21 protein-coding genes are annotated in these 23,163 nt (G+C 68.8%); 11 read left to right on the top strand and 10 right to left on the bottom strand.

Going from position 1 to position 23,163, the window contains the following annotated elements; genetic code table 11:
• Nucleotides 1-99: 99 nt before the first annotated feature.
• A complete protein-coding gene (locus tag CFB81_RS27375) occupies nt 100-576 on the top strand; it encodes an SRPBCC family protein (protein ID WP_069621743.1) in 477 nt (158 codons plus the stop codon).
• A gap of 15 nt (nt 577-591) precedes the next feature.
• On the opposite strand, the gene CFB81_RS27380 is transcribed toward CFB81_RS27375, so the two are convergent.
• From CFB81_RS27380 to CFB81_RS27395, 4 genes are all read right to left on the bottom strand, one after another.
• Nucleotides 592-1,707, bottom strand: coding sequence for an amidohydrolase (locus CFB81_RS27380; protein ID WP_089437243.1), 1,116 nt, complete (start codon nt 1,705-1,707; stop codon nt 592-594).
• Between the two features lies 1 nt (nt 1,708).
• Entirely contained in the window at nt 1,709-3,016 is a 1,308-nt protein-coding gene (locus CFB81_RS27385; RefSeq protein ID WP_089437244.1) for an MFS transporter, read from the bottom strand.
• An 82-nt stretch (nt 3,017-3,098) separates the two neighbouring features.
• Nucleotides 3,099-4,391 carry a CaiB/BaiF CoA-transferase family protein gene (locus CFB81_RS27390; RefSeq protein ID WP_089437245.1) on the bottom strand — a complete coding sequence of 431 codons (1,293 nt, stop codon included), beginning with the start codon at nt 4,389-4,391 and terminating at the stop codon, nt 3,099-3,101.
• The gene (locus CFB81_RS27395) at nt 4,388-5,374 is read right to left on the bottom strand and encodes a hydroxymethylglutaryl-CoA lyase (RefSeq protein WP_089437246.1); all 987 of its coding nucleotides are present in this window, start codon (nt 5,372-5,374) and stop codon (nt 4,388-4,390) included. The genes CFB81_RS27390 and CFB81_RS27395 overlap by 4 nt, the downstream gene beginning before the upstream one ends.
• Nucleotides 5,375-5,546: 172 nt before the next feature.
• On the opposite strand from CFB81_RS27395, the gene CFB81_RS27400 reads away from it, so the two are divergent.
• Nucleotides 5,547-6,365 (top strand): IclR family transcriptional regulator, encoded by an 819-nt coding sequence (locus CFB81_RS27400; protein WP_089437247.1) that lies wholly within the window; start codon nt 5,547-5,549, stop codon nt 6,363-6,365.
• Nucleotides 6,366-6,509: 144 nt separating this feature from the next.
• The gene (locus CFB81_RS27405; protein ID WP_089437248.1) at nt 6,510-7,148 is read left to right on the top strand and encodes a 2-hydroxychromene-2-carboxylate isomerase; all 639 of its coding nucleotides are present in this window, start codon (nt 6,510-6,512) and stop codon (nt 7,146-7,148) included.
• A 30-nt stretch (nt 7,149-7,178) separates the two neighbouring features.
• Here the strand turns inward: CFB81_RS27405 and CFB81_RS27410 are convergent, their stop codons facing one another.
• Complete coding sequence (locus CFB81_RS27410) at nt 7,179-8,162, bottom strand: LysR family transcriptional regulator (RefSeq protein ID WP_084044526.1); 984 nt, start codon at nt 8,160-8,162, stop codon at nt 7,179-7,181.
• A 101-nt stretch (nt 8,163-8,263) separates the two neighbouring features.
• Between CFB81_RS27410 and CFB81_RS27415 the strand changes: the two genes are divergently transcribed.
• Both CFB81_RS27415 and CFB81_RS27420 read left to right on the top strand, forming a co-directional pair.
• A complete protein-coding gene (locus CFB81_RS27415) occupies nt 8,264-9,496 on the top strand; it encodes an MFS transporter (RefSeq protein WP_089437519.1) in 1,233 nt (410 codons plus the stop codon).
• A gap of 425 nt (nt 9,497-9,921) precedes the next feature.
• Entirely contained in the window at nt 9,922-10,614 is a 693-nt protein-coding gene (locus tag CFB81_RS27420) for a phosphatase PAP2 family protein (protein ID WP_089437520.1), read from the top strand.
• A 102-nt stretch (nt 10,615-10,716) separates the two neighbouring features.
• On the opposite strand, the gene CFB81_RS27425 is transcribed toward CFB81_RS27420, so the two are convergent.
• Both CFB81_RS27425 and CFB81_RS27430 read right to left on the bottom strand, forming a co-directional pair.
• Entirely contained in the window at nt 10,717-11,376 is a 660-nt protein-coding gene (locus CFB81_RS27425) for a glutathione S-transferase family protein (protein WP_069621625.1), read from the bottom strand.
• Between the two features lie 124 nt (nt 11,377-11,500).
• Nucleotides 11,501-12,571 (bottom strand): rhodanese-like domain-containing protein, encoded by a 1,071-nt coding sequence (locus CFB81_RS27430; protein WP_089437249.1) that lies wholly within the window; start codon nt 12,569-12,571, stop codon nt 11,501-11,503.
• Between the two features lie 288 nt (nt 12,572-12,859).
• Here CFB81_RS27430 and CFB81_RS27435 point away from each other — a divergent pair, with 288 nt between their 5' ends.
• Both CFB81_RS27435 and CFB81_RS27440 read left to right on the top strand, forming a co-directional pair.
• The gene (locus CFB81_RS27435; RefSeq protein WP_089437250.1) at nt 12,860-13,765 is read left to right on the top strand and encodes an HTH-type transcriptional regulator ArgP; all 906 of its coding nucleotides are present in this window, start codon (nt 12,860-12,862) and stop codon (nt 13,763-13,765) included.
• A 167-nt stretch (nt 13,766-13,932) separates the two neighbouring features.
• Nucleotides 13,933-14,145 carry a DUF1059 domain-containing protein gene (locus tag CFB81_RS27440; protein ID WP_069621628.1) on the top strand — a complete coding sequence of 71 codons (213 nt, stop codon included), beginning with the start codon at nt 13,933-13,935 and terminating at the stop codon, nt 14,143-14,145.
• Nucleotides 14,146-14,244: 99 nt separating this feature from the next.
• Here CFB81_RS27440 and ltaE read toward each other — a convergent pair whose 3' ends face one another.
• A complete protein-coding gene (ltaE, locus tag CFB81_RS27445; RefSeq protein WP_069621629.1) occupies nt 14,245-15,258 on the bottom strand; it encodes a low-specificity L-threonine aldolase in 1,014 nt (337 codons plus the stop codon).
• Nucleotides 15,259-15,644: 386 nt separating this feature from the next.
• Here ltaE and CFB81_RS27450 point away from each other — a divergent pair, with 386 nt between their 5' ends.
• The 3 genes from CFB81_RS27450 to CFB81_RS27460 are packed head-to-tail and all read left to right on the top strand — an operon-like array spanning nt 15,645 to nt 18,245.
• A complete protein-coding gene (locus tag CFB81_RS27450) occupies nt 15,645-17,057 on the top strand; it encodes a cytochrome ubiquinol oxidase subunit I (protein ID WP_012339265.1) in 1,413 nt (470 codons plus the stop codon).
• Nucleotides 17,058-17,086: 29 nt separating this feature from the next.
• Nucleotides 17,087-18,094, top strand: a complete 1,008-nt coding sequence (cydB, locus tag CFB81_RS27455; protein ID WP_069621630.1) for a cytochrome d ubiquinol oxidase subunit II — start codon at nt 17,087-17,089, stop codon at nt 18,092-18,094.
• The gene (locus CFB81_RS27460; RefSeq protein ID WP_050012191.1) at nt 18,066-18,245 is read left to right on the top strand and encodes a hypothetical protein; all 180 of its coding nucleotides are present in this window, start codon (nt 18,066-18,068) and stop codon (nt 18,243-18,245) included. Before cydB ends, CFB81_RS27460 begins: the two co-directional genes overlap by 29 nt.
• 121 nt (nt 18,246-18,366) lie before the next feature.
• On the opposite strand, the gene CFB81_RS27465 is transcribed toward CFB81_RS27460, so the two are convergent.
• Nucleotides 18,367-18,561, bottom strand: coding sequence for a YqaE/Pmp3 family membrane protein (locus CFB81_RS27465; protein ID WP_034206306.1), 195 nt, complete (start codon nt 18,559-18,561; stop codon nt 18,367-18,369).
• Between the two features lie 382 nt (nt 18,562-18,943).
• Between CFB81_RS27465 and CFB81_RS27475 the strand changes: the two genes are divergently transcribed.
• On the top strand, nt 18,944-19,165 hold the full coding sequence (locus CFB81_RS27475; RefSeq protein ID WP_050012198.1) for a hypothetical protein: 222 nt from the start codon (nt 18,944-18,946) through the stop codon (nt 19,163-19,165).
• Nucleotides 19,166-19,226: 61 nt separating this feature from the next.
• Here CFB81_RS27475 and CFB81_RS27480 read toward each other — a convergent pair whose 3' ends face one another.
• Nucleotides 19,227-23,060, bottom strand: coding sequence for a DUF748 domain-containing protein (locus CFB81_RS27480; protein ID WP_089437252.1), 3,834 nt, complete (start codon nt 23,058-23,060; stop codon nt 19,227-19,229).
• Nucleotides 23,061-23,163: the final 103 nt, after the last annotated feature.

Genomic DNA, 23,163 nt, shown 5'->3' on the forward strand with positions numbered 1-23,163 from the left:
ATTGCATGCCGCCGCGCCCGCGCCTAGCATTCCTGAAGGAAGCATGACGACACGCCGGGCGCCGGCGTGCACCGTCTCGCACGCTTCGCGGGAGGCGACATGTTGCACACGCACACGCATTCGACCCGGGTCAGCCGGCACCTGAACGCCCCGCGCGGGCGCGTCTATCGTGCGCTGCTCGACCCGCACGCGGTCGAGCAATGGAAAGTGCCCGACGGCATGACGTGCCGCGTGCACGCGTACGACACGCGCGAAGGCGGCGCGCTGCGCGTGTCGCTGAGCTACGACGCGCCGTCGGCCGGCGCCGGCAAGACCACCGCGCACACCGACACCTATCACGGCCGCTTCGTCACGCTCGTGCCCGACGAGCGGATCGTCGAGATCGATGTATTCGAAACCGACGACCCGATGCTGCGCGGCGCGATGACGATCACGATCACGCTGTCCGACGAAGCGGGCGGCACGCGTGTGGACGCGGTGCACGACGGCGTACCGCCCGGCGTGCCGGCCGCCGACAACGAGACCGGCTGGCAGATGGCGCTGGCGCGGCTCGCGGCGCTGGTGGAAGCGGGTTGACGCTCCGCACGCGCGTCAGCCGAGCCGGTAAGCGTGCGTGACCGTGCCGCGGAACAGCGCGTCGCGCTCGTCCGCGCCGGCCTGCGCGGTCAGCCGCTTGAATGCGTTCCAGCCGTTCACGAACGAATACGAGCCCTTGTCGACCGGGAAATTGCTCTCGAACATGCAGCGCCCGGGGCCGAACGCGTCGATACAGGTCATCATCCACGGCTTCCACGCGTCGGCGAGCTGCACCGACGACGGCGGCCTCGCGCCCTTCTGGAAATCGAACCCGTTGATGCGCATCCCGAGCCCGCCGACCTTCACGTACACGTTCGGCAATTGCGCGAGCGTGCGCATCGACGCCGACCAGCGCGCGAACACCTCCGGCCGCTTGTCCGCATAGCTGCCGATCCGCACGACGCCACCGCAATGATTGACGATGATCCGCGTCTCCGGGTTCGCTTTCGCGAGATCGAACAATTCGGGCAACTGCGGGAAGAACAGCCACGCGTCGTACGACAGCCCGAGCGGCGCGAGCTGCGCGACGCCGGCCCGGTACGCGGGATCGAGCAGCAGCCCGCGCGGCACCGCCGACAGCGGATTCGCGAGCGTCGGATCGGCATCCCACGTGCTCAGGTGCCGCACGCCGCGAAACCGTCCGCGCCCGGCTTCGACATGCGCTTCCAGCACGTCGCGCACGCGTTCGCCGAGCCGCAGGTCCGCATGACCGACGATGCCTTTCGCGACGGCCACGGGGCCGTGCTGCAGCGGCTCGGTCACGCCGGCGACATAGGCCGTCTCGCCCACCGGCTTCAGTTCGGCCGGGCCCGAATCGCGATAACGCGTCTGCGCCTGCATGTAGACGGACGCCTGGATGTTGTGGCCCGAGCGCGCGTCCTGCAGATAGTCGTCGAGCATGTAGATCCAGCCCGGCCGTTCGTAGAAGTGATGATGCGCATCGACGATCGGCAGGTCAGGCTCGAGTGCGGGTTCGAGCGCCGACGCGAGCCAGTCTGGACGAACCGCGAGGTAGTTGCTTTGCGTCATGCGTGGAGCTCCGTCGTTGGCTGCCGTCTCGGCAAGCGCGGGCAGCGCGAACGATGCGGCGGCCGCGCCGATCAACCGGCGCCGTTTGATCGAAAAGGTCATGTCATTCGCTCCGGTCGAAAGCGACCAGCGACAGCGTGAGCAACGTCGTGATCGCCAGGACGATCGCAAGGCCGAGCATCCCGGCCGTGAAGGTGCCGAAGCTGTCCTTCAGGTAGCCGACGAGATAGGGGCCCGCGAAGCCGCCGAGCGCGCCGATCGAATTGATCAGCGCCAGCCCGCCGGCCGCGGCCTGGCCGGACAGGAAGCGCGACGGCAGCGTGTAGAAGATCGTGCGGCCGGCGATCGTGCCGATCAGCGCGAGCGTGATGCCGACGAGCGCCGGCCCGAGCGTCAGGAAATGCGTCGACACGCCGAGCGCCACCGCGCCGATGAACAAGCCGATCGCCAGGTTCGCGATCGGGCCGCCGCGGCGGTCCACCCGCTTCGCCCACCACAGCAGCGCGATCGTGGCGAACAAGTAAGGCACCGCGGAGAGCCAGCCGGTCTGCATCGTCGACATCCCGTGCGCCTTCAGCATTTGCGGCAACCAGATGCCAATGCCGTACGAGCCCATCGTGAAGCCGAACGAGATCAGCGCGAGCACGTACACGCGCACGTCGCGCAGCGCGACGCCGAAGCGCTTCTTGCGCCCGGCCGCCGCGCCTTCGCGCTCGAACGCGCGCTGCAGCGCGGCGCGCTCGTCGTCCGACAGCCACGCGGCATTCGCCGGCGAATCCGACAGCAGCTTCAGCACGAGGAAGCCGAGCGCGCACGCGGGCAGCCCTTCGACGATGAACATCCACTTCCAGCCGGCGAGCCCGAGCGTGCCATCGAGTTGCAGCAGCCACGTCGACAGCGGACCGCCGACCAGCGACGACAGCGGCGTCGACACGGTGAACCACGCGAGCACGCGCGTGCGGTAGCTCGCCGGAAACCACACGGCGAGGAAGAAGATCACGCCGGGAAAGAAACCGGCCTCGCCGACGCCGAGCAGCAGCCGGATCGCGTAGAAGCTGGTCGGCCCGGTCGCGAGCGCGGTCGCGGCCGCCATCAGCCCCCACGTGATCATGATGCGCGCGAGCCAGCGGCGCGCACCGAAGCGGTACAGCGCGAGATTGCTCGGTACCTCGAACACGCAATAGCCGGCAAACATGATCCCCGCACCCCAGCCGAACTGCGTCGCCGTCAGCCCGAGATCGCGGTTCATCGTGAGCGCCGCGAAGCCGACGCTCGTGCGATCCAGATAGTTGAAGAAATACGCGAGCGCGAGCAGCGGGATGAAGCGCCACGCGGCCTTGCGCACGGCCCGTTGCTCGATCGACGCGTCGGCCTCGCGATCGGCGGCCAGCGCCGGGGAAGCGGATGTCATGGTTGTCTCCGTGGATGCGGCGATCCTCCCCGCGCGGCGCGCGGCCGGGACGCCTTTGTTCGTTCGATGAATCGCGACTGCGCTACGCGCTCGCCACTTCGTTCGCCGACGGCGCGCCGCCCTGCCCGTCGCCGTGCGCGGCGACGTCCGCGCCGTACCGCCCCGCGACGACGCCCGCATCGATCAGCGCGCGCGCGTCGTCCGGCGTGTAGCCCAGCTCGCCGAGCAGCGCGCACGTGTCCTGGCCGAGCGCGGGCGGCGCCGAGCGCAGCCGCAGGCGTTCGCCCGCGAGCGTCAGCGGCAGCAGCGCGGTGCGCGTGTCGACCGGCCGCCCGGCGCTGCTCGCGTCGGCCGGCAGCGTCACGGCTTCGAGGCCGCCCGTGGCGAGCAGATGCGGATCGTCGAACAGGTCCTGCGGCTTCGTGATCGGCGCGTACGGCAAGCCGGTCGATTCGAAGATCGCGCCGATCTCCGCGGCCGAGTACGGCGCAAGCCGCGAACGCAATTCCGGCAGCAGCCATTCGCGCGCCTGCACGCGCAGGTTGTTGGTCGCGAGCCGCGGATCGTTCTTCAGCGCGACCAGGCCGAACGCATCGCAGAACACCGCCCACTGCGTGTCCGACACGACCGCCAGAAAAATCTGTTCGTCGTCCTTGACGGAGAACACGTCGTAGACGGCCCACGCGGAAATCCGGCTCGGCATCGGCGACGCGGCCTGCCCCGTCACCGCGAACTGCATCATGTGCTGCGCGACGAGGAACACGTTGTTCTCGAACAGCGAACTCTGCACCTGCTGGCCGCGGCCCGTGCGCTCGCGCTGCGCGAGCGCGGCCATCGCGCCGATCGCGCCGAACATGCCGCCCATGATGTCGTTGACGCTCGCGCCCGCACGCAGCGGCCGCCCTTCCGGCCCCGTCATGTATGCGAGGCCGCCCATCATCTGCACGACCTCGTCGAGCGCGGTGCGATGCTCGTACGGCCCCGGCAGGAAGCCCTTGTGCGACACGTACACGAGACGCGGATTCAGCGCGTCCAGCTGCGGATAACCGAGCCCGAGCCGGTCCATCGTGCCGCTCTTGAAGTTCTCGCTGAAGACGTCGGCCGTCGCGACGAGCCGCTGCACGATCTCCAGCCCGCGCGGATCCTTCACATCGACCGCGACGCTCTTCTTGTTGCGGTTGAACATCCCGAAGAAGCCCGCGCCGGAACCGCGCAGCGCGCGCGTGCTGTCGCCGGCGATCGGCTCGATCTTGATCACCTCCGCGCCGAGATCCGCGAGCAGCATCCCGCACGTCGGGCCCATCACCATGTGCGTCATCTCGATCACGCGCACGCCTGCGTACGGCAGCGCGGCGGCCGGTTGCCGGTCGTTCATCGCGCGACTCCCGCCACGCATCCTTCCGGCTGCGCGGTCGACGGCACGCGGCCATCCGCATAGCGGAAGCCCTTCGGCAACCCTGCGTCGGGCACGTGGCCGTACAGCGCGTCGGACGGCAGCGCCGCATGCAGGATCGCGCGCGCGGCGAGCAGCGCGTCGACGTCGACGCCCGTGTCGTATCCCATCGCCTCCAGCAGGAACACGAGATCCTCGGTGACGATGTTGCCGGTGGCGCCCGGCGCATACGGGCAGCCGCCCAGGCCGCCCTGGCTCGCGTCGAGCGTCGTCACGCCCGCGTCGAGCGCCGCGACGACGTTCGCGAGCCCCTGCCCGCGCGTGTTGTGGAAATGCGCGCCGCCGGCCTTCTCGCCGACCTCGCGCCGCAGCCGCGTGAACAGCCGGCGCACCTGCGCGGGATTCGCATAACCGCTGGTGTCGGACAGGCCGATCTCGTCGACTCCGCATTCGGCCATCGCGACGGCCATCGCGATCGTCTCGTCGTCGGAGACCGCGCCGGCGATCGTGCAACCGAACGCCACCGACACGCCCGCCTCGATCTGCACCGACGGAAACCGCGCGTCGCGCAGCGCGACGATCGCGCGCACCTCGTCGATCATCTGCGCGGGCGTCTTGCGGATGTTGGCCAGCGAATGCGCTTGCGTCACCGAGACCGGCAGCGTCAGCTTGTGCACGCCCGCGTCGAACGCGGCCCCGGCACCGCGCAGATTGGGCGCCAGCGCGGCGACGTGCAACCCGGGAATCGCGAGCGCGTGCGCGACGACTTCGCGCACGTCGGCCATCTGCGGCAACAGCGTGGCCGGCACGAACGACCCGACCTCGATCTCGCGCAGGCCGGCCGCGGCCAGCGCGGTGATCCAGCGCAGCTTGGCGGCCGTCGGCATCACGGTCTTGATGCTCTGCAACCCGTCGCGCGGGCCGACCTCGCTGACCAGCACCTTCGGATTTTCGGAAACCTTCATTCGACACCTCGTCGTTCTATCTGAAAGAACATAGTTCTGCTTGACAGAACTTTAAGCGTGCGTCGAAAGGGCGATAAGCGGGGTATACCCGTGAAAATGCGATTTTCTGGAACTTGTGTTCTGTCAGATAGAACGATATAGTCCGCCGACCACCCTTCGAAGGAAGCAGGCCGTGCCCAGGAATCCAGCAGATCACGCCGGCGACGCAGCCGATCCGGCGATGGAAGAATCGTCCAGCGGCGTCGCGGTGCTCGATCGCGCGTTCGCGATCCTCCGTGCGTTCGGCCAGACCGACGATCGGTTGACGCTCGCCGAGTTGTCGCGCCGCACCGGGCTGTACAAAAGCACGATCCTGCGTCTGCTCGCCGCGCTCGAGCATGGCGGATTCATGCGCAAGCTCGACGACGGCCAGTACGCGATCGGGCACGAACCGTTGCGGCTCGCCGCGCTGTACCAGCGTTCGTTCCGCGTCGGCCCGGTGGTCGAGCCGCTTCTCGAGACGCTGAGCCGCGAACTCGGGGAAACGGCATCGTTCTACGTGCGTCAGGGTGACGTGCGTTCCGTGCTGTATCGCGTCGAGCCCGCGCGGGCGGTGCGCGTGTCGATCCGCGTCGGCGAGGAGTTTCCGGTCGGCCAGGGCGCATCCGGGAAGGTGCTGCTGGCCTTCACCGACACGCAGGACGCCCGCTGGAACGACGTGCGCGAACAGCTGTGGGCCGCGTCGTATGGCGAGCGCGACCCGGAAACGGCGTCGGCTTCCGTGCCCGTGTTCGGCGCGGCCGGCGAATGCGTCGGTGCGCTGACGGTATCGGGCCCGAAGTCTCGGCTCGCCGCCGCGCCGGCGATGACGGCGGCGCTCGCGATGCTGCTGCCGCTCGCACAGAAGGCGACCGTCGCACTCGGCGGCGCGGGCGCGCGCTACGACGCGGCGGCCGTACGCGACAGTCTCGCGCGGCTCGCGTCGTCGGCGGACGGCACCGCCCGGTCGTAGGGAGCCGGTTCACGCGGCACGCGATACGACAGCGCGAATGGCGGCCGCATGCGACACTGGCCGCCGATGCGCGCAGCGCGCCGTTCGCAGGCGACGCACCGCGCGTGCAACCGACCACCGGATCCGCCCGAGGAGACACCCGCGATGAACGCCGCGCGCACCGCCAGTTGGTATTTCGATTTCGTTTCGCCGTTCGCCTACCTGCAACAGGAACAGTTCGACCGGTTGCCGCCCACCGCCGCGTTCGAGCCGCGGCCGGTCGTGCTCGGCGCGCTGCTCACGCACTGGGGGCAGAAAGCGCCCGCGGAAATCGCGGCCAAGCGCGTGTTCACCTATCGGCATGCGCAATACCGCGCGGACAAGCTCGGCATTGCGTTCCGGATGCCGCCCGCGCATCCGTTCAATCCGATCAAGCCGCTGCGCCTCGCGATCGCGATGGGCGGCTCGCGCGACGCCATCCGGCGGATCTTCCGGCATATCTGGCGCGACGGCCAGGACGTATCGACGCCGGCAGGCTTCGCCGCGCTGTGCGAAGCGGTCGGCTTTCCGGAGGGCGTGACGGCCGTCGAGGCCCAGCCGGTCAAGGATGCGCTGCGCGCGAACACGGATCGCGCGATCGCCGAGAACGTGTTCGGCGTGCCGACCTTCGCGCTCGACGGCGACTTGTTCTGGGGCGAGGACGCGACGGACATGTTCGTCGACTGCGCGACGTCGCGCGCGTGGCTCGATTCGCCCGAAGTGCGCCGCATCAGCGCGCTGCCCGAAGGGATCCGGCGCGGCTGAGCGCGAGTCGCCGCCACGGCGCCGCCCGCTTCAGCCGTCGCGCCCTTCGACGAGCGCCGGCACAGCCTCGCGCATCATCGCGGCGAACCGCACGAGCCGCGACGGATAGAACTGCGCATGCGGATAAGTCAGGTAGACGGGCAGCGGCGCGGCCTGCCATTCGGGCGCGAGGTGCACGAGATCGCCGCGCGCGAGATCGTCGGCCAGCATCCACGACGATCCGACGCACGCGCCGACGCCCAGCAGCGCCGCGCTGCGCAACGCATACAGGTTCGCGGTCGTGATGCGCGGGCGGATCGCGATGCGCCGCGTGTCGCCGGTGACCGCATGCGTCAGCGCGAGGTCGGTGCGGTAGTACGTGCGCAACGCGAGCCACGGCAGCGCGGCGAGCGCGTCCGGATCGGCCGGCACGTCCGCGCCGTTCAGCACGGACGGCGCGGCGACCACGAAACGCGGCACCTTCGTCAGCCGGATCGCGACCACGCCCGGATCGGTCGGCTCGCCGACCTGGATCGCGCAATCGATGCCGCTGCCGACGAAATCGCGCACCTCGTCCTGCAGCAGCCACTCGACCGACACGCGCGGGTAGTCGCGCAGGAACTGCGCGAGCGGCGCAACGAAACGCTGCTGGCCGAACGCGTGCGGCACCGCGACGCGCAGCAGCCCGGCCGGCTCCTCCTGCGCGCCGCGCAAATCGGCCTCGAACGCCGCCCAGCTCGCCAGCAGCTCCTTCGCCTGCTTGAAGCACCGCTCGCCGTCGACGGTCAGCCGCATCGTATGGGTCGTGCGTTGCAGCAGCCGCATGCCAAGCGAATTTTCCAGTGCCTGCAGCCGCCGGCTGATGGTCGGCTGCGTCGTGTGCAGTTGCACGGCGGCCGCCGACAGGCTGCCGGCCTCGACTATGCGCACGAAGGTTTCCATCAGTTCGAAACGATAGCCGGCGCCGTCCACCGGCACCGCCTGAATCCGCCGAGACCCGCCCGCAGCGGGAGAGGGAGAAGATTTTTCGGTCATTCGTCGAGCGTATAACAAATCTGCGCGAGGCGGCACTACCGTCGCCGGCCGCGTACCGCCACACTCGCGTCCATCCCATTCTTCAACCGAGGATGTACGCGATGTCCACCCCGACCCCTCTCGATGTCGCGCCCCGCGCGGCGCACGCTGCGGCCCGTCCGGCCGCCCATTCGATGCCCGATCGCCGGCTCGTGCTGCTGCTCGCGGCCGCCGCCGGTCTCGGCGTCGCGCCGCTCTACTACGCGCAGCCGATGCTCGGCGCGCTGGCACCCGATCTCGGCGCGTCGGCGCGCGCGATCGGCTTCGTGCCGACGCTCACGCAGCTCGGCTATGCGCTCGGCATCCTGCTGCTCGCGCCGCTCGGCGACCGCTTCGACCGGCGTCGCGTGATCGTGACCAAGGCCTCTGCGCTGGTCGTCGCGCTGCTGCTGGCCGCCGTCGCGCCGTCGCTCGGGCTGCTGCTCGCGGCGAGCTTCGCGATCGGCCTCGCCGCGACGATGGCGCAGGACGTCGTGCCGGCCGCCGCGACGCTCGCGCACGACATGCATCGCGGCCGCATCGTCGGTACGGTGATGACGGGATTGCTGCTCGGCATCCTGCTGTCGCGCGTGGTGGCCGGGTTCGTCGCCGAGACGGCCGGCTGGCGCGCGATGTTCGCGCTCGCGGCCGCCAGCGTCGCCGCGATCGGCGCCGTGGCCGCACGCGGGCTGCCGCGCTTCGAGCCGACCACGCGGCTGCCGTATCGCGCGCTGATCGGCTCGCTCGGCGCGTTGTGGCGCGAGCATTCGGCACTGCGCCGCGCCGCCCTCGCGCAGGGGCTGCTGGCCGTCGGATTCAGCGCGTTCTGGTCGACCCTCGCGGTGATGCTGCACGGCGCGCCGTTCCACCTCGGCAGCGCGGCCGCCGGCGCCTTTGGCCTCGCGGGCGCCGCCGGCGCGCTGGCCGCGCCGATCGCCGGGCGCCTCGCCGACCATCACGGCCCCGAGCGCGTCACGCGGATCGGTATCGGCATCGCGACGGTGTCGTTCGCGTCGATGGCCGCCGCGCCGCTGATGTCGCCGCATGCGCAGCTCGTACTGCTCGCCGCCGCGACGATCGGCTTCGATCTCGGCGTGCAGGCCACGCTGATCGCGCACCAGTCGATCGTCTACCGAATCGACCCCGCGTCGCGCAGCCGCCTCAATGCGGTGCTGTTCGTCGGCATGTTCATCGGGATGGCGGCCGGCGCGGCGATCGGCAGTGCGTTGCTCGCGCAACTGGGCTGGAACGCGGTGACCGCGCTGGCCGTCGCGACGTCGCTCGCCGCGCTCGTCGTGCGGGTGTGGCGCAACTGACGTCGGGCATCGCGCAACACCGGCGGGCAAGCCCACGCGGCTTGCCCGTTTTTTTTATTTTTTGATCGGCGCGCATGACGCTGCGCCGCCCGGCAGATTCGCGCCGCGACAGCACGGCAATCGTTCATCCGGCACAAGGTCGGCACCGATCAGCCGAATTGCCCAGTTCACCCAAATATTTTTCCGACATCCGTGCCCGCGCGCACGCAAACATCGGACGATTTGTCCCTGCCGCACCGCTCGGCGCTTGCCCATCCGTCCCCACCACGCTGCCCCGTTTTATCAGGGGAATCCCGGTATTTTTTCGCATTTTCTTCGAAATAACGGGTGACATACTTGCCCCCCGTTGCGCTCCGTGCGAGTGCGCTTTCCGATCCAGCCGGCCGCCTGTCATGCGCTGCGCGTCCGCCCGGGTCGCACAGGACATGAACAATTTCGACACCACGATCCAGATCTTCCTCACCCACGTGACGTTCGGCCCGTTGATGAATCACGCGATCCGCGTCATTGCGGGCCTCTACACGTTCAAGGGCTTCGTGCTCATTCCCGTGCTGTGCTGGCTGTGGTTCCAGCCGGGCCCGAACCGCGAGCGGCAACGCGAGCTGGTGGTCGCCACCGTCGCGAGCGGGCTCGTCGCGCTCGCCGTCGGCCGCGTGCTCGCGCAGGTGCTGCCGTTTCGCGTACGGCCGATCTACAACCCCGACCTGCACCTGCACTTCCCGTCGGCCGGACTGCGCGCGGCGACGCTGCAGACCTGGAGTTCGTTTCCGAGCGATCACGCGATGCTGTGGATGGCGATCGCGACCGGCATCTTCATCATCGCGCGCCGCGCCGGCATCGTCGCGCTGCTGTATTCGGTCGTGTTCATCTGCCTGCCGCGCGCGTATCTCGGCTTTCACTATCCGACCGATCTGATCGCGGGCGCCGCGATCGGCATCGCGATCGCGTGGCTGCTGACGCGCGACGCGATCCGCTCGCGCTTCGCGCCGCAGGTGCTGGAGATGATCCGGCGCTTCCCCGCACCCGCCTATACGCTCGCGTTCCTGCTGTGCTTCGAGTTGATCACGCAGTTCGACGAACTGCTGACGCTCGCGCAGTCGGCCACGCGCACGATGTGACGGGCGCACGCGCGATGCTGCCGCTGCTGCTGTCGTTCCGTCGCCCCGGCGCGCGCTGCCGGCCATGCGCGGCCGCCGCACGGCGGGCGACGGTCGCGCCCGTCAATCGCGATCGGGCGCGCCGAGCGGAAAGAACGAACGGTACGGCCGCGCCTCGTCGACCGCGCGCGCAAACGACGGCCGCGCGAGCAGACGCTTGCGGTACGCGATCACGTTCGCGAACGCCGGATCGATCCGGTGCGTCCAGTCCGCATAGAACAGGAACGGCGCCGCGCCGCAATCGGCGAGGCTGAAACGGTCGCCGGCCGCCCATTCGCGATCGGCCATCGTCCTGTCGAGCCACGCGTACGACGTGTCGAGCATCGCGCGCGCGTCGGCCACCCCGCGCGCATCGCGCTCGGCTTCCGGCCGCAGCGCATCGAACACGACCTTCTGCTGCGGCGTCGCCACGTAGTTGTCGAAGAAGCGGTCCATCGTCCGCACCTCGAGCGCGGCGCGCGGATCGTCGGGCAGCAGGCGCACGGGGCCCGGATGGTTCAGGCCGAGATACTCGATGATGATCGACGCCTCGATCACCGTGCGGCCCGCGTCGACCAGCACCGGGAAGCGCTTCAGCGGCCACAGCCTGGTCAGTTCCTGCATCGGCTTCGGATCGTCGTGCGCGAGCACGCGATACTCGAACGGCGTGCCGTTCTCGTACAGCGCGGTCAGCACCTTCTGGCAGTAGGACGAAAACGGATGGGCGTAAAGCGTCGGCATCATCGTGGAGGCTCCCGGGGTTTCGCGCCGCGTCAGGCGGCGCCACATGATCGGATACCTTGACGACGCGCGACGCCCGGCCGTTTCGACATCGGCCCGATATTTTTTTGAGGAACCGCCTCGGTCGCTACGAGCGGCCGTCCATCACGACACGCCCCTCGGCGCGCCAGCGCAGCATCCCGCCGCCGAGATTCGCGACCGCGTCGAAGCCGGCCTTCTTCAGGATCACGGTGGCCTGCGCGGAACGCCCGCCGGCCCGGCACACGGTCACGACCGGCCGGTCGCGCGCGAGTTCGCCGGTGCGCGCGGCGAGTTCGCCGAGCGGAATCGGCGTCGCGCCGGGCAGATGGCCGAGCGGGCCCGCGAATTCGTCCGGTTCGCGCACGTCGACGACCTGCACGGTCGGCAGATGATCCTCGAGCCATTGCGGATCGATTTCCCAGAAGCCGGCGAACGTATAGACGAGCGGCGCCCAGTCGGCGGCCGCCTGCGCGTCGGGCGCGTTCGCGGCGACGCCGCACTGCAGGTTCGCCGGCACCGCGACGTCGATCTGGCGCGGATGCGCAAGCCCGAGGTTGCGCATGTAGCCGGCGAAATCGTCTTCGCTGAGATCGCCGCCGAGGCGCGGGTTGAAGCGCCGCTCCTCGCCGACGCTCGTCACCGTGAGCCCGCGATAGTCGTGCGCCGGATACAACAGGCATGTGGCCGGCAGCGTGAAGAGCCGGCCGTGCACCGCGCGATACAGCGCGCGTGGGTCGCCCTGCTGGAAGTCGGTGCGGCCGGTGCCGCGAATCAGCAGGCAATCGCCGGTGAACGCCATCGATTCGTCGTCGAGCACGAGGCTGATGCAGCCGCTCGTGTGGCCGGGCGTCGCGCGCACCGTCAGGTAGTGCGCGCCGAACGCGCAGCGGTCGCCGTCGTTCAGGTAGCGGTCGGCACCTTGCGCGCCGCTCGCCGCCGAGATCGCGATCGCGCTGCCCGTGCGCTGCTTCAACAGCCACGCGCCCGTCACGTGATCGGCATGCACGTGCGTGTCGACGGTCGCGACGAGCCGCAGCCCGAGTTCGTCGAGCAGCGCCGCGTCGCGGCGCACCTGCTCGAACACGGGATCGATCAGCAGCGCTTCGCGCGATGCGCTGTCGGCGAGCAGATACGTGTACGTCGACGATTGCGGGTCGAAAAGTTGCCGGAAGATCATTGCTCTGTTGCTCCGTCGCGTGTTCTTCGGTGGGGTGTCGTCGGATCGGCGTGCTGCATATCGTCGTCGGGCACCGGCGTCGGCATGACCGCATCGCCGCCGCGCGAGCGGCATCGCGCCCATTCAGACAGCGTAGATCAAAATGCCCGCGCCGCCACGCATCCTCTACGGCAACCGATTCCATCGACGAATCTCGTACCGCGGGACGATTCGCCGCGCCGGAACGGCGACCCACGCTGCCTTACACTACCGCCTGTTCTCGTCCCCGATCACAGGAATGCCCCCGACATGTCGATGACGATCGATCCGAAGCAAGCCGCCGCGCTGCTGGCCGTCGCCGACACCGGCAGCTTCGAGCAGGCAGCCGTGCGCCTGCACGTGACCGCGTCCGCCGTCACGCAGCGGGTCCGCGCGCTGGAAGCGAGCCTCGGCACGCCGCTCGTGCTGCGCACACGGCCGTGCCGCCCGACGGTGGCCGGGCAGCGCGTGCTGCAGCACCTGCGCCGCGTCGCGCTGCTGCAGGCCGACCTGCAAAGCACGCTCGCGGCCGAGCGCGAATCGCCGATCTCGGTCACGATCGCACTCAATTCCGACAGCCTCGGCACGTGGTTCCTGCCGGCACTGACGTCCGTGCTCGCCGGCGAGCGAATCCTGTTCGAGCTGATCGTCGAGGATCAGGATCACACGTTCGCGTTGCTCGAAAGCGGGATGGCGGTCGGCTGCGTGACGACCGAGCCGAAGCCGATGCGCGGCTGCATCGCGACGCCGCTCGGCACGATGCGCTACCGGCTGCTCGCGGCCGCCGCGTTCGCGGTGCGCTGGTTTCCGCGCGGGCTGAACCGCACGAGCGCGCGCCACGCGCCCGTCGTCGCATATTCGCGGCGCGACACGCTGCAATCGTCATTCCTGAAGGAGAAGTTCGGCTTGCCCGGGGGCGCGTACCCGTGCCACTACGTGCCGGGCACCCATTCGCACTTCGCGGCGGTGCGGCACGGGCTCGGCTACGCGATGGTGCCGGAGCCGCTGATCGGCGCCGCGCCGCTCGATGCGCAGGGGCTCGTCGATCTCGCGCCCGCGCATCCGACCGACGTCACGCTGTACTGGCACGCGTGGACCGTGCAGTCGCCGACGATGGCGTCGCTGTCCGCGCGGGTGGTCGAAGCGGCGCGCCGGCTGCTCGCGCCGTTGCCGTAACGCGCCGGCGGGCGCGAACTGGCGCGGGCGATCGACGCTGCGGGCGCGGTACGCACGACGACGAGAAAGTCGGCCACGCCGCCTATACTTCTCGCATCGGCCTCGCGAACGCGCCGCGCGGCCGATCATCCAGGTCCGGCCGTTCCCTTTCATGTGAGGAGAACATCATGTCCCGCCGCTATATCGATTGCCGCGAGTTTCCCAGCGCGATGCATTGCTCGGTCGCGATTTCCGCCGACTCCGACAACGAACTGCTGGAGGCCGCCGTTCAGCACGCGGTGTCGGTCCACCAGCACACCGACAGCGCCGAACTGCGCACGCAGCTGAAATCGCTGTTTCACGACGGCACGCCGCCCGCCGACATGCCGCGGCAAGCTTGATCCGCCGTCACTGCAACGATCGACGGACCACGCGCCGCGTCACCCCTTCCTGTGTTGCGTCATGCCGCGCCGGCCCGTCGCCGGCCGGCGCGTTCCGCTTCATGCGCGACGCTGCGCGAAATACGCGCCGACCGCGCCGACGAAGGTATCGATGTCCGCGCGCGACACGTCGCAATGCGTGACGAAGCGCGACGCATACAGCATCTGCGTGAGGATCCCGCGTTCCTTCAGCCACGCCTCGAGCGGCGCGCAATCGGCTTCGGGGAATTGCGCGAACACCATGTTCGTCGCATGCGACAGCACCTTCACCGAATCGATGCGCGCGAGACCGGCCGCGAGATGCGCGGCATTCGCGTGATCGTCCGCGAGCCGCTCGACGTTGTGATCGAGCGCATACAGGCATGCCGCCGCCAGAATGCCCGACTGACGCATCCCGCCACCCAGCACCTTGCGCCAGCGCTGCGCGCGCTCGATCAGCGCACGGCTGCCGACCAGCACCGAGCCGACCGGCGCACCGAGCCCTTTCGAGAAGCAGATCGACACGGTGTCGAACGGCGCGCACAGCTCGGCGATCGGGCGATCCGATGCGACGGCCGCGTTGCAGACCCGCGCGCCGTCGAGGTGCGTGGATAGCCCGCGGCTGCGCGCGAGCGCGACCGCTTCGTGCACATAGCCTTCCGGCAACACCTGGCCGCCGATCGTGTTTTCGAGCGCGAGCAGGCGCGTGCGCGCAAAGTGATTGTCGAGCGGCTTGATCGCCGCGGCGATCTTCGCGAGCGGCAGCGTGCCGTCCGGCGCGTTCTCGATCGGTTGCGGCTGGATGCTGCCGAGCACGGCCGCGCCGCCGCCTTCGTACTTGTAGGTGTGCGCGAGCTGGCCGACGATGTACTCGTCGCCGCGCTCGCAGTGCGACATCAGCGCGGCGAGGTTGCTCTGCGTGCCGCTCGGGAAAAACAGGCCGGCCTCCTTGCCGGTCCGCTCGGCCGTCACCGCCTGCAGGCGCAGGACGGTCGGGTCGTCGCCCCACACGTCGTCGCCGGTTTCGGCGGCGGTCATGGCGGCCAGCATCGCCTGGCTCGGACGTGTCACGGTATCGCTGCGTAAATCGATCATCGCTGTGCCCTGGGTAAACGCGAGCCGGAACCGAGGCGCCCGGCCCTGCCGAAACGAGACTGAGAGTGTACGCAATTCGCGCGGCGCGTGCCGGCCGTCGCCGCGCACCGCGATGCCGCACGCGCGGCGTCGTTCCAATGACGCGACGCGCCATATTGACGCACGTGCGGCAGACCGCCACGCCGCGGCCGCAGGCGTCGCGAACGGCCTTCTTGATACGAATCAACGATTTATCCGGAAATCGCGCGCGACGGGCTGGACATCTGCGACGAGTTGGCGCATTTCGCGGTGCAACATCGCAGCCCATACTCCAGCCAACCCCGACGCCTGTCCGCCGGGGTCCGCCGGCACCCGCCGGCGGGTATCGTCAGCCTCGGTCATCTGGTATGGACACCGCACTCTCGGCCCTCGATCTGGCCCGCCTGCAATTCGCGTTCACCGTCTCCTTTCACATCGTCTTTCCGGCGCTGAGCATCGGCCTCGCCAGCTTCATCGCCGTGCTCGAATATCGCTGGCTCAAGACCGGCAAGCAGTACTACAAGACGCTCTGCCTGTTCTGGTCGAAGATCTTCGCGGTCGCGTTCGGGATGGGCGTCGTCTCCGGCGTCGTGATGAGCTATCAGTTCGGCACCAACTGGTCGGGCTTCTCGAGCTTCGCCGGCGCCGTCACCGGCCCGCTGCTGATGTACGAGGTCATGACCGCGTTCTTCCTCGAAGCCGGCTTCCTCGGCATCATGCTGTTCGGCTGGAACCGCGTGAGCCCGCGCGCACACTTCGGCGCGACGCTGATGGTCGCGATCGGCACGCTGATCTCGACGTTCTGGATTCTCGCGTCGAACAGCTGGATGCAGACGCCGCAGGGCTTCGAGATCGTCGACGGCCGCGTCGTGCCGACCGACTGGTTCGCGATCATCTTCAACCCGTCGTTCCCGTACCGCCTGTTCCACATGGCGATCGCCGCGTTCATCGTCGCCGCGCTGGTGGTGGCCGCGACCGGCGCGTGGCACCTGCTGAAGGGCCGCCGCGACAAGGGCGTGAAGAAGATGTTCTCGATGGCGCTGTGGCTGCTGCTCGTACTCGCACCGCTGCAGGCCGTGATCGGCGACCAGCACGGCATCAACACGCTGAAGCACCAGCCCGCGAAGATCGCCGCGATCGAAGGGCTGTGGGAAACCGAAAAGGGCGGCACCGCGCTGAACCTGTTCGGCATTCCGGACATGCAGGCGGAAACGACCCGCTACGCGGTGAAGGTGCCGCACCTCGGCAGCCTGATCCTCACGCACAGCTGGGACGGAGAGATCCGCGGGCTGAAGGACTTCCCGCCGCAAGACCGCCCGAATTCGACGGTCGTGTTCTGGAGCTTCCGGATCATGGTCGGCCTCGGCTTCGCGATGATCGGCCTCGCCGCGCTCGCGTGGCTGCTGCGCCGCCGCGGCCGCCTGTATGAATCGAAGTGGTTCCAGCGCTTCGCGCTCGTGATGGGCCCGACCGGTTTCGTGTCGCTGCTCGCGGGCTGGGTGACGACCGAGGCCGGCCGCCAGCCGTGGGTCGTGTATGGCGTGATGCGCACCGCGCAGGCCGTGTCGCCGCTGTCGGTGCAGCAGGTCAGCCTGTCGATGATGACGTTCGTGATCGTGTACTTCCTCGTGTTCGGCACCGGCGTGTACTACATGCTGAAGCTGATGAAGGCCGGCCCCGCGCTGCCCGACGTCAAGCACGACGATAAACCGGACACGCGCCCCGATCACACCGCGCGCCGCCCGATGTCGGCCGTCGACGAGCTGATCGAGACCGTCTGAGCCCACCCCATTCGCAAACGAGAAAACCTATGGACGTCACCGTAATCTGGGCCGCGATCATCGCATTGGGGCTCTTCATGTACGTCGTGCTCGACGGCTTCGACCTCGGCATCGGCATCGTCTTCCCGTTCTTCCCGGACGAAAAGGAACGCGACCTGATGATGAACACGGTCGCCCCCGTGTGGGACGGCAACGAGACGTGGCTCGTGCTCGGCGGCGCCGGGCTGTTCGCGGTGTTCCCGATCGTCTATTCGACCGTGCTGTCGGCGCTGTACCTGCCGCTGATCTTCATGCTGGTGTGCCTGATCTTCCGCGGCGTGTCGTTCGAGATCCGCGCGAAGGCACGACGCACGAAGCAGCTGTGGGATCTCGCGTTCATCGGCGGCTCGGCCGGCGCGACGCTGTTCCAGGGCATCGCGCTCGGCGCGTTCCTGCAGGGCATCGACGTGAAGGACGGCGTGTACGCCGGCGGCGCGTTCGACTGGCTCACGCCGTTCAGCCTGCTGACGGGCCTCGGCCTGATCGTGACCTACGCACTGCTCGGCTGCTGCTGGCTCGTCGCGAAGACCGAAGGCGACCTGCAGCGCCGCCTGCATCGCGTCGTGTGGCCGCTGACCGTCGTGCTGCTCGGCTTCATCGCGGTGATCAGCCTGTGGACGCCCCTGCAGGATCCCGCCATCGCGCAGCGCTGGTTCGATTCGGGGCTGTTCTGGCGCCTGCTGCCGGTGCCGTTCCTGGTGGCCGCGTGCGCGGCGTGGATGCGTCGCGCGGTGCGCGACCGGCACGACATGACGCCGTTCGTGCTCGCGCTCGCGCTGGTGCTGCTCGGCTACGTCGGCCTGCTCGTCACGCTGTTCCCGTATGCGATTCCGCAGACGATGACGATCTGGGAAGCGGCGGCGCCGCGTTCGAGCCAGACCTTCACGCTGGTCGGCGCAGCGGTTATCCTCCCGATCATCATCGCCTACACGACGATGGGCTATTGGGTATTCCGAGGCAAGGTGCGTCATGAAGACCAGCATTACTACCACCACTGATTCCACCGCCGGCCAGCCCGGCGCGCCGCGGCCGCGGATGCGCGGCTGGATGTGGTTCGTCGTTCTGTGGGCGGGCGGCGTGATCGGCGCCGTCACGCTCGGCTATGCGTTCAAGATCTTCATGAACCTGACGCTGTTTGCGGTGAAGTAGGCGGAGCGGCCGCCCGGGTCGAACGATCGACCGGGCGGCCGTTTTGTCGTGGATGGCCGATTCCGGCAGGCTCGCAACGACGAATCCCGCCAGTCGGCCGGTGACGCGAGCCGCTCCCCTCCTACCCCCGCCCGCGCAACGCCGCCTCGATCTTGCGATCGGTCTTGTACTGGCTCAGCGCATACACCGACCAGATCGCGGCCGGCAGCCAGCCGATGATCGTGAGTTGCAGGAGCAGACAGATGATCCCGGCGATCGGGCGGCCGATCGTGAAGAACTGGAACCACGGCAACAGCAGGGCAAGCAGCAGGCGCATGAACGATCCTCTCGGCGCGTCGTTGAACGGGAATGCGTGACGAATATGCCGGTGCATGCGCCGGAATTCAAGCCACGCACCGGGCATCGCGGCACGGTCGTCTACCCGGCGCCGCGTTCCTCTTCCGACGCGCCCACGCGATGCCGCTGACACACCGCCGCCCCCGGCGCTGAACGCCCGATACCGAGCCCCGGCAGCAGGCGCGCGTTCTCGGCGACGACCGCCTGCAGCAGGTGCGGGTCTGCGTCGAGCAGCGCGAGGATCGTCGGCGCGACCTGCTTCGTGCCGACGAAATCCTTTACCGTGCGGCCGGATTTTTTTTCGGGTTGGCCCGCGACTATTGGCGTGGCATAAAGGGTTTTCCCTGACCCGGAGCACGAGTATGTCGACCCTGGAAGCCCTCCGGTTCGTGCTGGACGATGCACGTACCCCCGAAATCATTCGCCATCACGTCGTCGACGCGCTGCAGTACGCGTTGCGCAACCACGGACCGGTGTTCACCACGAAGGAAGTCGAATGGCTGACGCAGTGGGACGACGCGCGTCTGCCGCTGGCCGCGAGGAAGGAGCTGGACAAGCGCGAGCCGGCCGTCGCCAGCCGCTGAAAAAAAGCCGCCGCGCCCGGCGGGTGCGGGCGCGGCGGCGGATGACGGATGGTGGTAAGGCTTACTGCAGCCCGAAGTCGACGCGGGTCGTCGCGCCCTTGTCCGAGATGCCCTTCGCGTCGAGCTTCGGCGCGACGACGAACATGCGGCTCGAGTCGATCTTGCCGTCGAGATACTGGCGCACGGCCTGCGCGCGCTGCTGCGCGAGCGCCCGCAGCGCGTTGTCGTCGGCCGGCGCGTGATCGGCGAGTGCCTGCTTCATGTCCGCATCGGGCAGCGTCTTCTGCAAGCCCACCAGATTGCGCGGCTTCTTGAAGTCGGCGGCCTTGTACGCGCGCGTCAGGTACTTCGAGTATTCGGCCTTGTCGACCTTCACCGACATCGGATCGACGCTCTCGCCCTGGCCGATCACGTCCTTCAGCTTTTGCTGGCGCACGAGCCGCTCGACATACGCGTCGCGCAGCCCCGGCGTGTCCTGCGCCGGATCGACGCGGCCGATCAGGTCGAGACGGATCGACGGCTTCTCGGTCAGCATCTTCACGACGGTGTCGAGCTTCTTCTGCTGCGCGTCGGTCAACTGGTACGAGCCCGGCGCGAACTCGACATAGCCGAGATCCTCGCCGCCGCTGCCGCCGAACGCATTCGCGAGCAGCGTGAACGGCGACGTGACGGCCTTCGCGATCAGGTTCAGCACCGCGTGCCAGATCAGCCCGCCGACACTGAATTCCGGATTCGACAGCGAACCCGACACCGGCAGGTTCACGTCGATCTGGCCGCGCGTGTTCTTCAAGAGCGAGATCGCGAGCTTCACCGGCAGCTTCGTCGCCGTGTCGTTCTCGACGTGATCGCCGAACGTGAGCTGGTCGATGAAGATGTGGTTGTTCGCCGACAGCTGGTCGTTCGCGAGCTGGTAATGCAGGTCGACGTTGAGCTTGCCCTTCGTGATCGGATAGCCCGCGTACTTCGCCGAATACGGCGTCAGGTTGGTCAGCTCGATGTCGTGCGCGGTCGCCGTGAGGTCGAGCGCCGGCTTCTCGATCAGCGGGTTCACCGAGCCCTTGATCGAGATCGGCCCGTTGCCCGCGAGGTTCGCGGCGACGTCGACCGGCGCAGACGTCGTCGAATCGGTGCCGAACGCGCCGACCGTGCCCTTGATCGCGACGAGGTTCGCCGTGTAGTTCGGCTTGATGAAGTTGTCCGTGTACGTGACGCGTCCGTTCTGCAGCAGCAGTTCGCCGAAGTGCATCCGCACCGGGTTCTGCGGCTGCGGCGCGGCCTTCACGACCACCGTCGCCGACGCGGCGGCCGGCACGGACGCCTGCTGCGCGGCCGCGGCCGAGGCGGCCTGCGCGGCGGCCGGCGGCGTCACGCCCGGCGACAGCGGCACCGGCTCGCCCTTGCTCGCGTCGCGCGTGAGCGACTGCGCGGGGCCCGTCTCCTTCGCGACCACGTCCTTCAGGTTCAGCCGGCCCTGCGCGTCGAGCAGCACGCGGCCGTAGAAGTTCGAGAACGTCACGCGCGCGGCGTCGACGTCGGTGCCCTTCTCGTCGTAGCTCGCCTTCAGGTTCGACAGCGCGAGCGAGCGCCAGCCGGCGAACGGGTCGGACGTCGCCTTGTCGAGCATCCGCACGTCGACCAGCGCGACGTCGCCGCGATAGACCGCCCGCGGCGTGTCCTTCACCTGCGCGAACGTCAGGCTGCCCTGCGCGTTGAGCAGCGCGCTCGCGATCGTCGCGTTCAGCGCGCTGCCGAAGTACGGCTCGAACGCGGCCGCGTCGAGACGGTTGCCGTTGATCTTCAGGCCGAGCTTCAGCGGCTGCGCGGTCACGTCGCCCGTCACGTTCAGCGAACCCTTGCGATTCAGCGTCGCCTTCAGCTGCACGGGCAGCGGCTTCGTCAGGTCGTCGCTCACCTTCTGCACCGACAGCTCCAGCGGCTTAATCGCCAGCTTCACCGGGCGCGGCGTCGACAGGTCGGTGAAGTTCGCGGACGCGTCCTTCACGTTCAGCGCGTCGATCCGGTAGTGCCACGACGGCGCGGCGGCCTGCGCCTTGCGCGCGACCGTGCGCGGCGGCACCGCCGCCTGCGCGGGTTCGCCCAGCGCCGCGAGGTCGATCTTGCCGTCCTTCAGGCGCTTCACGTCGAGCGCGAGGCCAGTCGCGTCGACGCTCGCGATTTCCGCGGTGCGCGCGGCGACGTCGACCTTCGCGATCTTCGCGTTCGCGTCGGGCAGCACGATCGCGGGCGCCTTGCTGTCCGGCGCGGCGAGCTTCAGCGATTTCAGGCTGACCGTGCTGTCCGCGACTTCCGCGGCGAGCGGTGTCTTGCCCCAGTCGGTCTTCGCGTTGACGGTCGCGCCGAGCGTGCCGTCGAGCACGCGCGCGCGCGTCGCCTCGCCGAGGTACGGCTGCAGCGCCGGCAGCGCGAGCGCGGCGACCGTCAGCTTCGTGTCGGCCTGCTTCGCCGCGAGATTGAACGTCCCTTCGGCGTTCACGTCGCCGCCGCGCGACAGCGACGTCGACAACGTGTATTTCGCCGGCGTCTTGCCCTGCAGCGTGAAGCCGTCGAGCGTCGCGGCGAGCTTCGTCAGCGACAGCGCGGTCGGCGTCGCCGGCACGCGGTCGTCGACGTTGATCGTGCCGCCGTCGATCGCGACGTGACGGATCGTCAGGTCGAGCGGCGGCGCTTCCTTCGCGGCGGCGCCTTCGGCCTTCGCGCCGCTGGCTGCGGCGACGGTCGCGCCGGAAGCCCCGGAAGCCGCGGACGCCCCGGCAACGGCGACGGCCGACGCGGCCGGCTTGCCGGCTTCGGCCTTCGGCACGGCGGCCGGTTGCGCGACGAGCTTCTCGACGTTCAGCACGCCCTGCTTGTCGCGCGACAGGTCGACCACCGGCTGGTCGAGCCGGATCTCGTCGAAATGCATCGCGTTGCGCAGCGGTTCCAGTCCGGTCGCCGCGACGTGCACGCCGCGCGCGGCGAACAGCGGCGCCGACGCGCGGTCGGTCACCTTCGCGTCGTTCAGGTCGACGGTGCCCGACACGCGCAACGCGGGCGTCTCGCCGCTCATCACGAAATTGACCGTGAGGTTGCTGCTCAGCAGGCCGCTCGTCACGGCCACCGGCAGCTTCGCCGGCACGTACGAGATCAGCTTCGGCACGTCGAGGCGGTCGAACTTCAGCGCGATCTCCGATTCGCGCGACTGCGCGAACGGCTTGGTCTTGCCGTCGATCGAGATCGGGCTGCCGTCGAAGCGCGCGCGCAGCTTCGGCTCGACGAAGATGTCGGTCTTCGAGGCCAGCGTCGCGATGTACGGAATGCCGAGCGTCCAGTTGTCGACCACGTGCTTTTCGTTCAGCAGGCGATCGTCGAAATCGATCCGGCCGTCGTTGACCTGGATGTTCGACACCGAGAACTGCGTCGGCTTGCTGTCGGGTGTCGGCGACGGCGACGAGAACTTCTCGATCAGGTCGGTGAAGTTGAAGCGCTGCGCGTCGTAGCGGACGACGTGAAAGCGCGGCGAGTCGAGCCGGATTTCGTTGACGATCGGCGCGCCGCGAAACAGCGACGACCACGACGGCCTCACGACGAGCTTGCCGATGTCGATGAAGTCGCCCTGGCCGCCGCGCTCGCCGAGATGAATGCCGTCGGCTTCGAGATTCAGCGTGTACGGGTTCAGCGCGATGCGCTGGATCGTGGCCGGCCGGTCCAGTTGCTTGCTCAACTGCTGTTCGGCGACATGGCGGATCAGCGGCGGCGCCGCGAAGAAGCCGAGCAGTCCGAACAAAACGACGAAGATCAGCAGGCCGATGCCGATACGCCGGGTCCGGCGCGAGCGTGCTACGCCACCGAGGGCATGGAGGGTCGAGGGTAGGGTTTCTTTGTCTGCGCTTGCCATGCTTGAATGCCTCGGGAATGGATGCCGGGCCGCACCGGACAAACCGGGCGGCCGCGCACGCTATCCCGAAAGTATAGGCTCAGGAGGTGACGGTACGGCGGTC

Source organism: Burkholderia sp. AU28863 (genome assembly GCF_002223195.1).
GTDB lineage: Bacteria > Pseudomonadota > Gammaproteobacteria > Burkholderiales > Burkholderiaceae > Burkholderia > Burkholderia sola.

What these genes read in the sequence shown, in the direction of transcription:
- CFB81_RS27390 (WP_089437245.1), bottom strand. Translation starts at nt 4,391, where the DNA reads ATGAACGACCGGCAACCGGCCGCCGCGCTGCCGTACGCAGGCGTGCGC.
- CFB81_RS27405 (WP_089437248.1), top strand. Translation starts at nt 6,510, where the DNA reads ATGAACGCCGCGCGCACCGCCAGTTGGTATTTCGATTTCGTTTCGCCG.
- CFB81_RS27415 (WP_089437519.1), top strand. Translation starts at nt 8,264, where the DNA reads ATGTCCACCCCGACCCCTCTCGATGTCGCGCCCCGCGCGGCGCACGCT.
- CFB81_RS27465 (WP_034206306.1), bottom strand. Translation starts at nt 18,561, where the DNA reads ATGCGCCTGCTGCTTGCCCTGCTGTTGCCGTGGTTCCAGTTCTTCACG.
- CFB81_RS27450 (WP_012339265.1), top strand. Translation starts at nt 15,645, where the DNA reads ATGGACACCGCACTCTCGGCCCTCGATCTGGCCCGCCTGCAATTCGCG.
- CFB81_RS27440 (WP_069621628.1), top strand. Translation starts at nt 13,933, where the DNA reads ATGTCCCGCCGCTATATCGATTGCCGCGAGTTTCCCAGCGCGATGCAT.
- CFB81_RS27435 (WP_089437250.1), top strand. Translation starts at nt 12,860, where the DNA reads ATGTCGATGACGATCGATCCGAAGCAAGCCGCCGCGCTGCTGGCCGTC.
- CFB81_RS27395 (WP_089437246.1), bottom strand. Translation starts at nt 5,374, where the DNA reads ATGAAGGTTTCCGAAAATCCGAAGGTGCTGGTCAGCGAGGTCGGCCCG.
- CFB81_RS27380 (WP_089437243.1), bottom strand. Translation starts at nt 1,707, where the DNA reads ATGACCTTTTCGATCAAACGGCGCCGGTTGATCGGCGCGGCCGCCGCA.
- CFB81_RS27480 (WP_089437252.1), bottom strand. Translation starts at nt 23,060, where the DNA reads ATGGCAAGCGCAGACAAAGAAACCCTACCCTCGACCCTCCATGCCCTC.
- CFB81_RS27375 (WP_069621743.1), top strand. Translation starts at nt 100, where the DNA reads ATGTTGCACACGCACACGCATTCGACCCGGGTCAGCCGGCACCTGAAC.
- CFB81_RS27420 (WP_089437520.1), top strand. Translation starts at nt 9,922, where the DNA reads ATGAACAATTTCGACACCACGATCCAGATCTTCCTCACCCACGTGACG.
- cydB (WP_069621630.1), top strand. Translation starts at nt 17,087, where the DNA reads ATGGACGTCACCGTAATCTGGGCCGCGATCATCGCATTGGGGCTCTTC.
- CFB81_RS27430 (WP_089437249.1), bottom strand. Translation starts at nt 12,571, where the DNA reads ATGATCTTCCGGCAACTTTTCGACCCGCAATCGTCGACGTACACGTAT.
- CFB81_RS27475 (WP_050012198.1), top strand. Translation starts at nt 18,944, where the DNA reads ATGTCGACCCTGGAAGCCCTCCGGTTCGTGCTGGACGATGCACGTACC.
- CFB81_RS27460 (WP_050012191.1), top strand. Translation starts at nt 18,066, where the DNA reads ATGAAGACCAGCATTACTACCACCACTGATTCCACCGCCGGCCAGCCC.
- CFB81_RS27385 (WP_089437244.1), bottom strand. Translation starts at nt 3,016, where the DNA reads ATGACATCCGCTTCCCCGGCGCTGGCCGCCGATCGCGAGGCCGACGCG.
- CFB81_RS27425 (WP_069621625.1), bottom strand. Translation starts at nt 11,376, where the DNA reads ATGATGCCGACGCTTTACGCCCATCCGTTTTCGTCCTACTGCCAGAAG.
- CFB81_RS27410 (WP_084044526.1), bottom strand. Translation starts at nt 8,162, where the DNA reads ATGACCGAAAAATCTTCTCCCTCTCCCGCTGCGGGCGGGTCTCGGCGG.
- ltaE (WP_069621629.1), bottom strand. Translation starts at nt 15,258, where the DNA reads ATGATCGATTTACGCAGCGATACCGTGACACGTCCGAGCCAGGCGATG.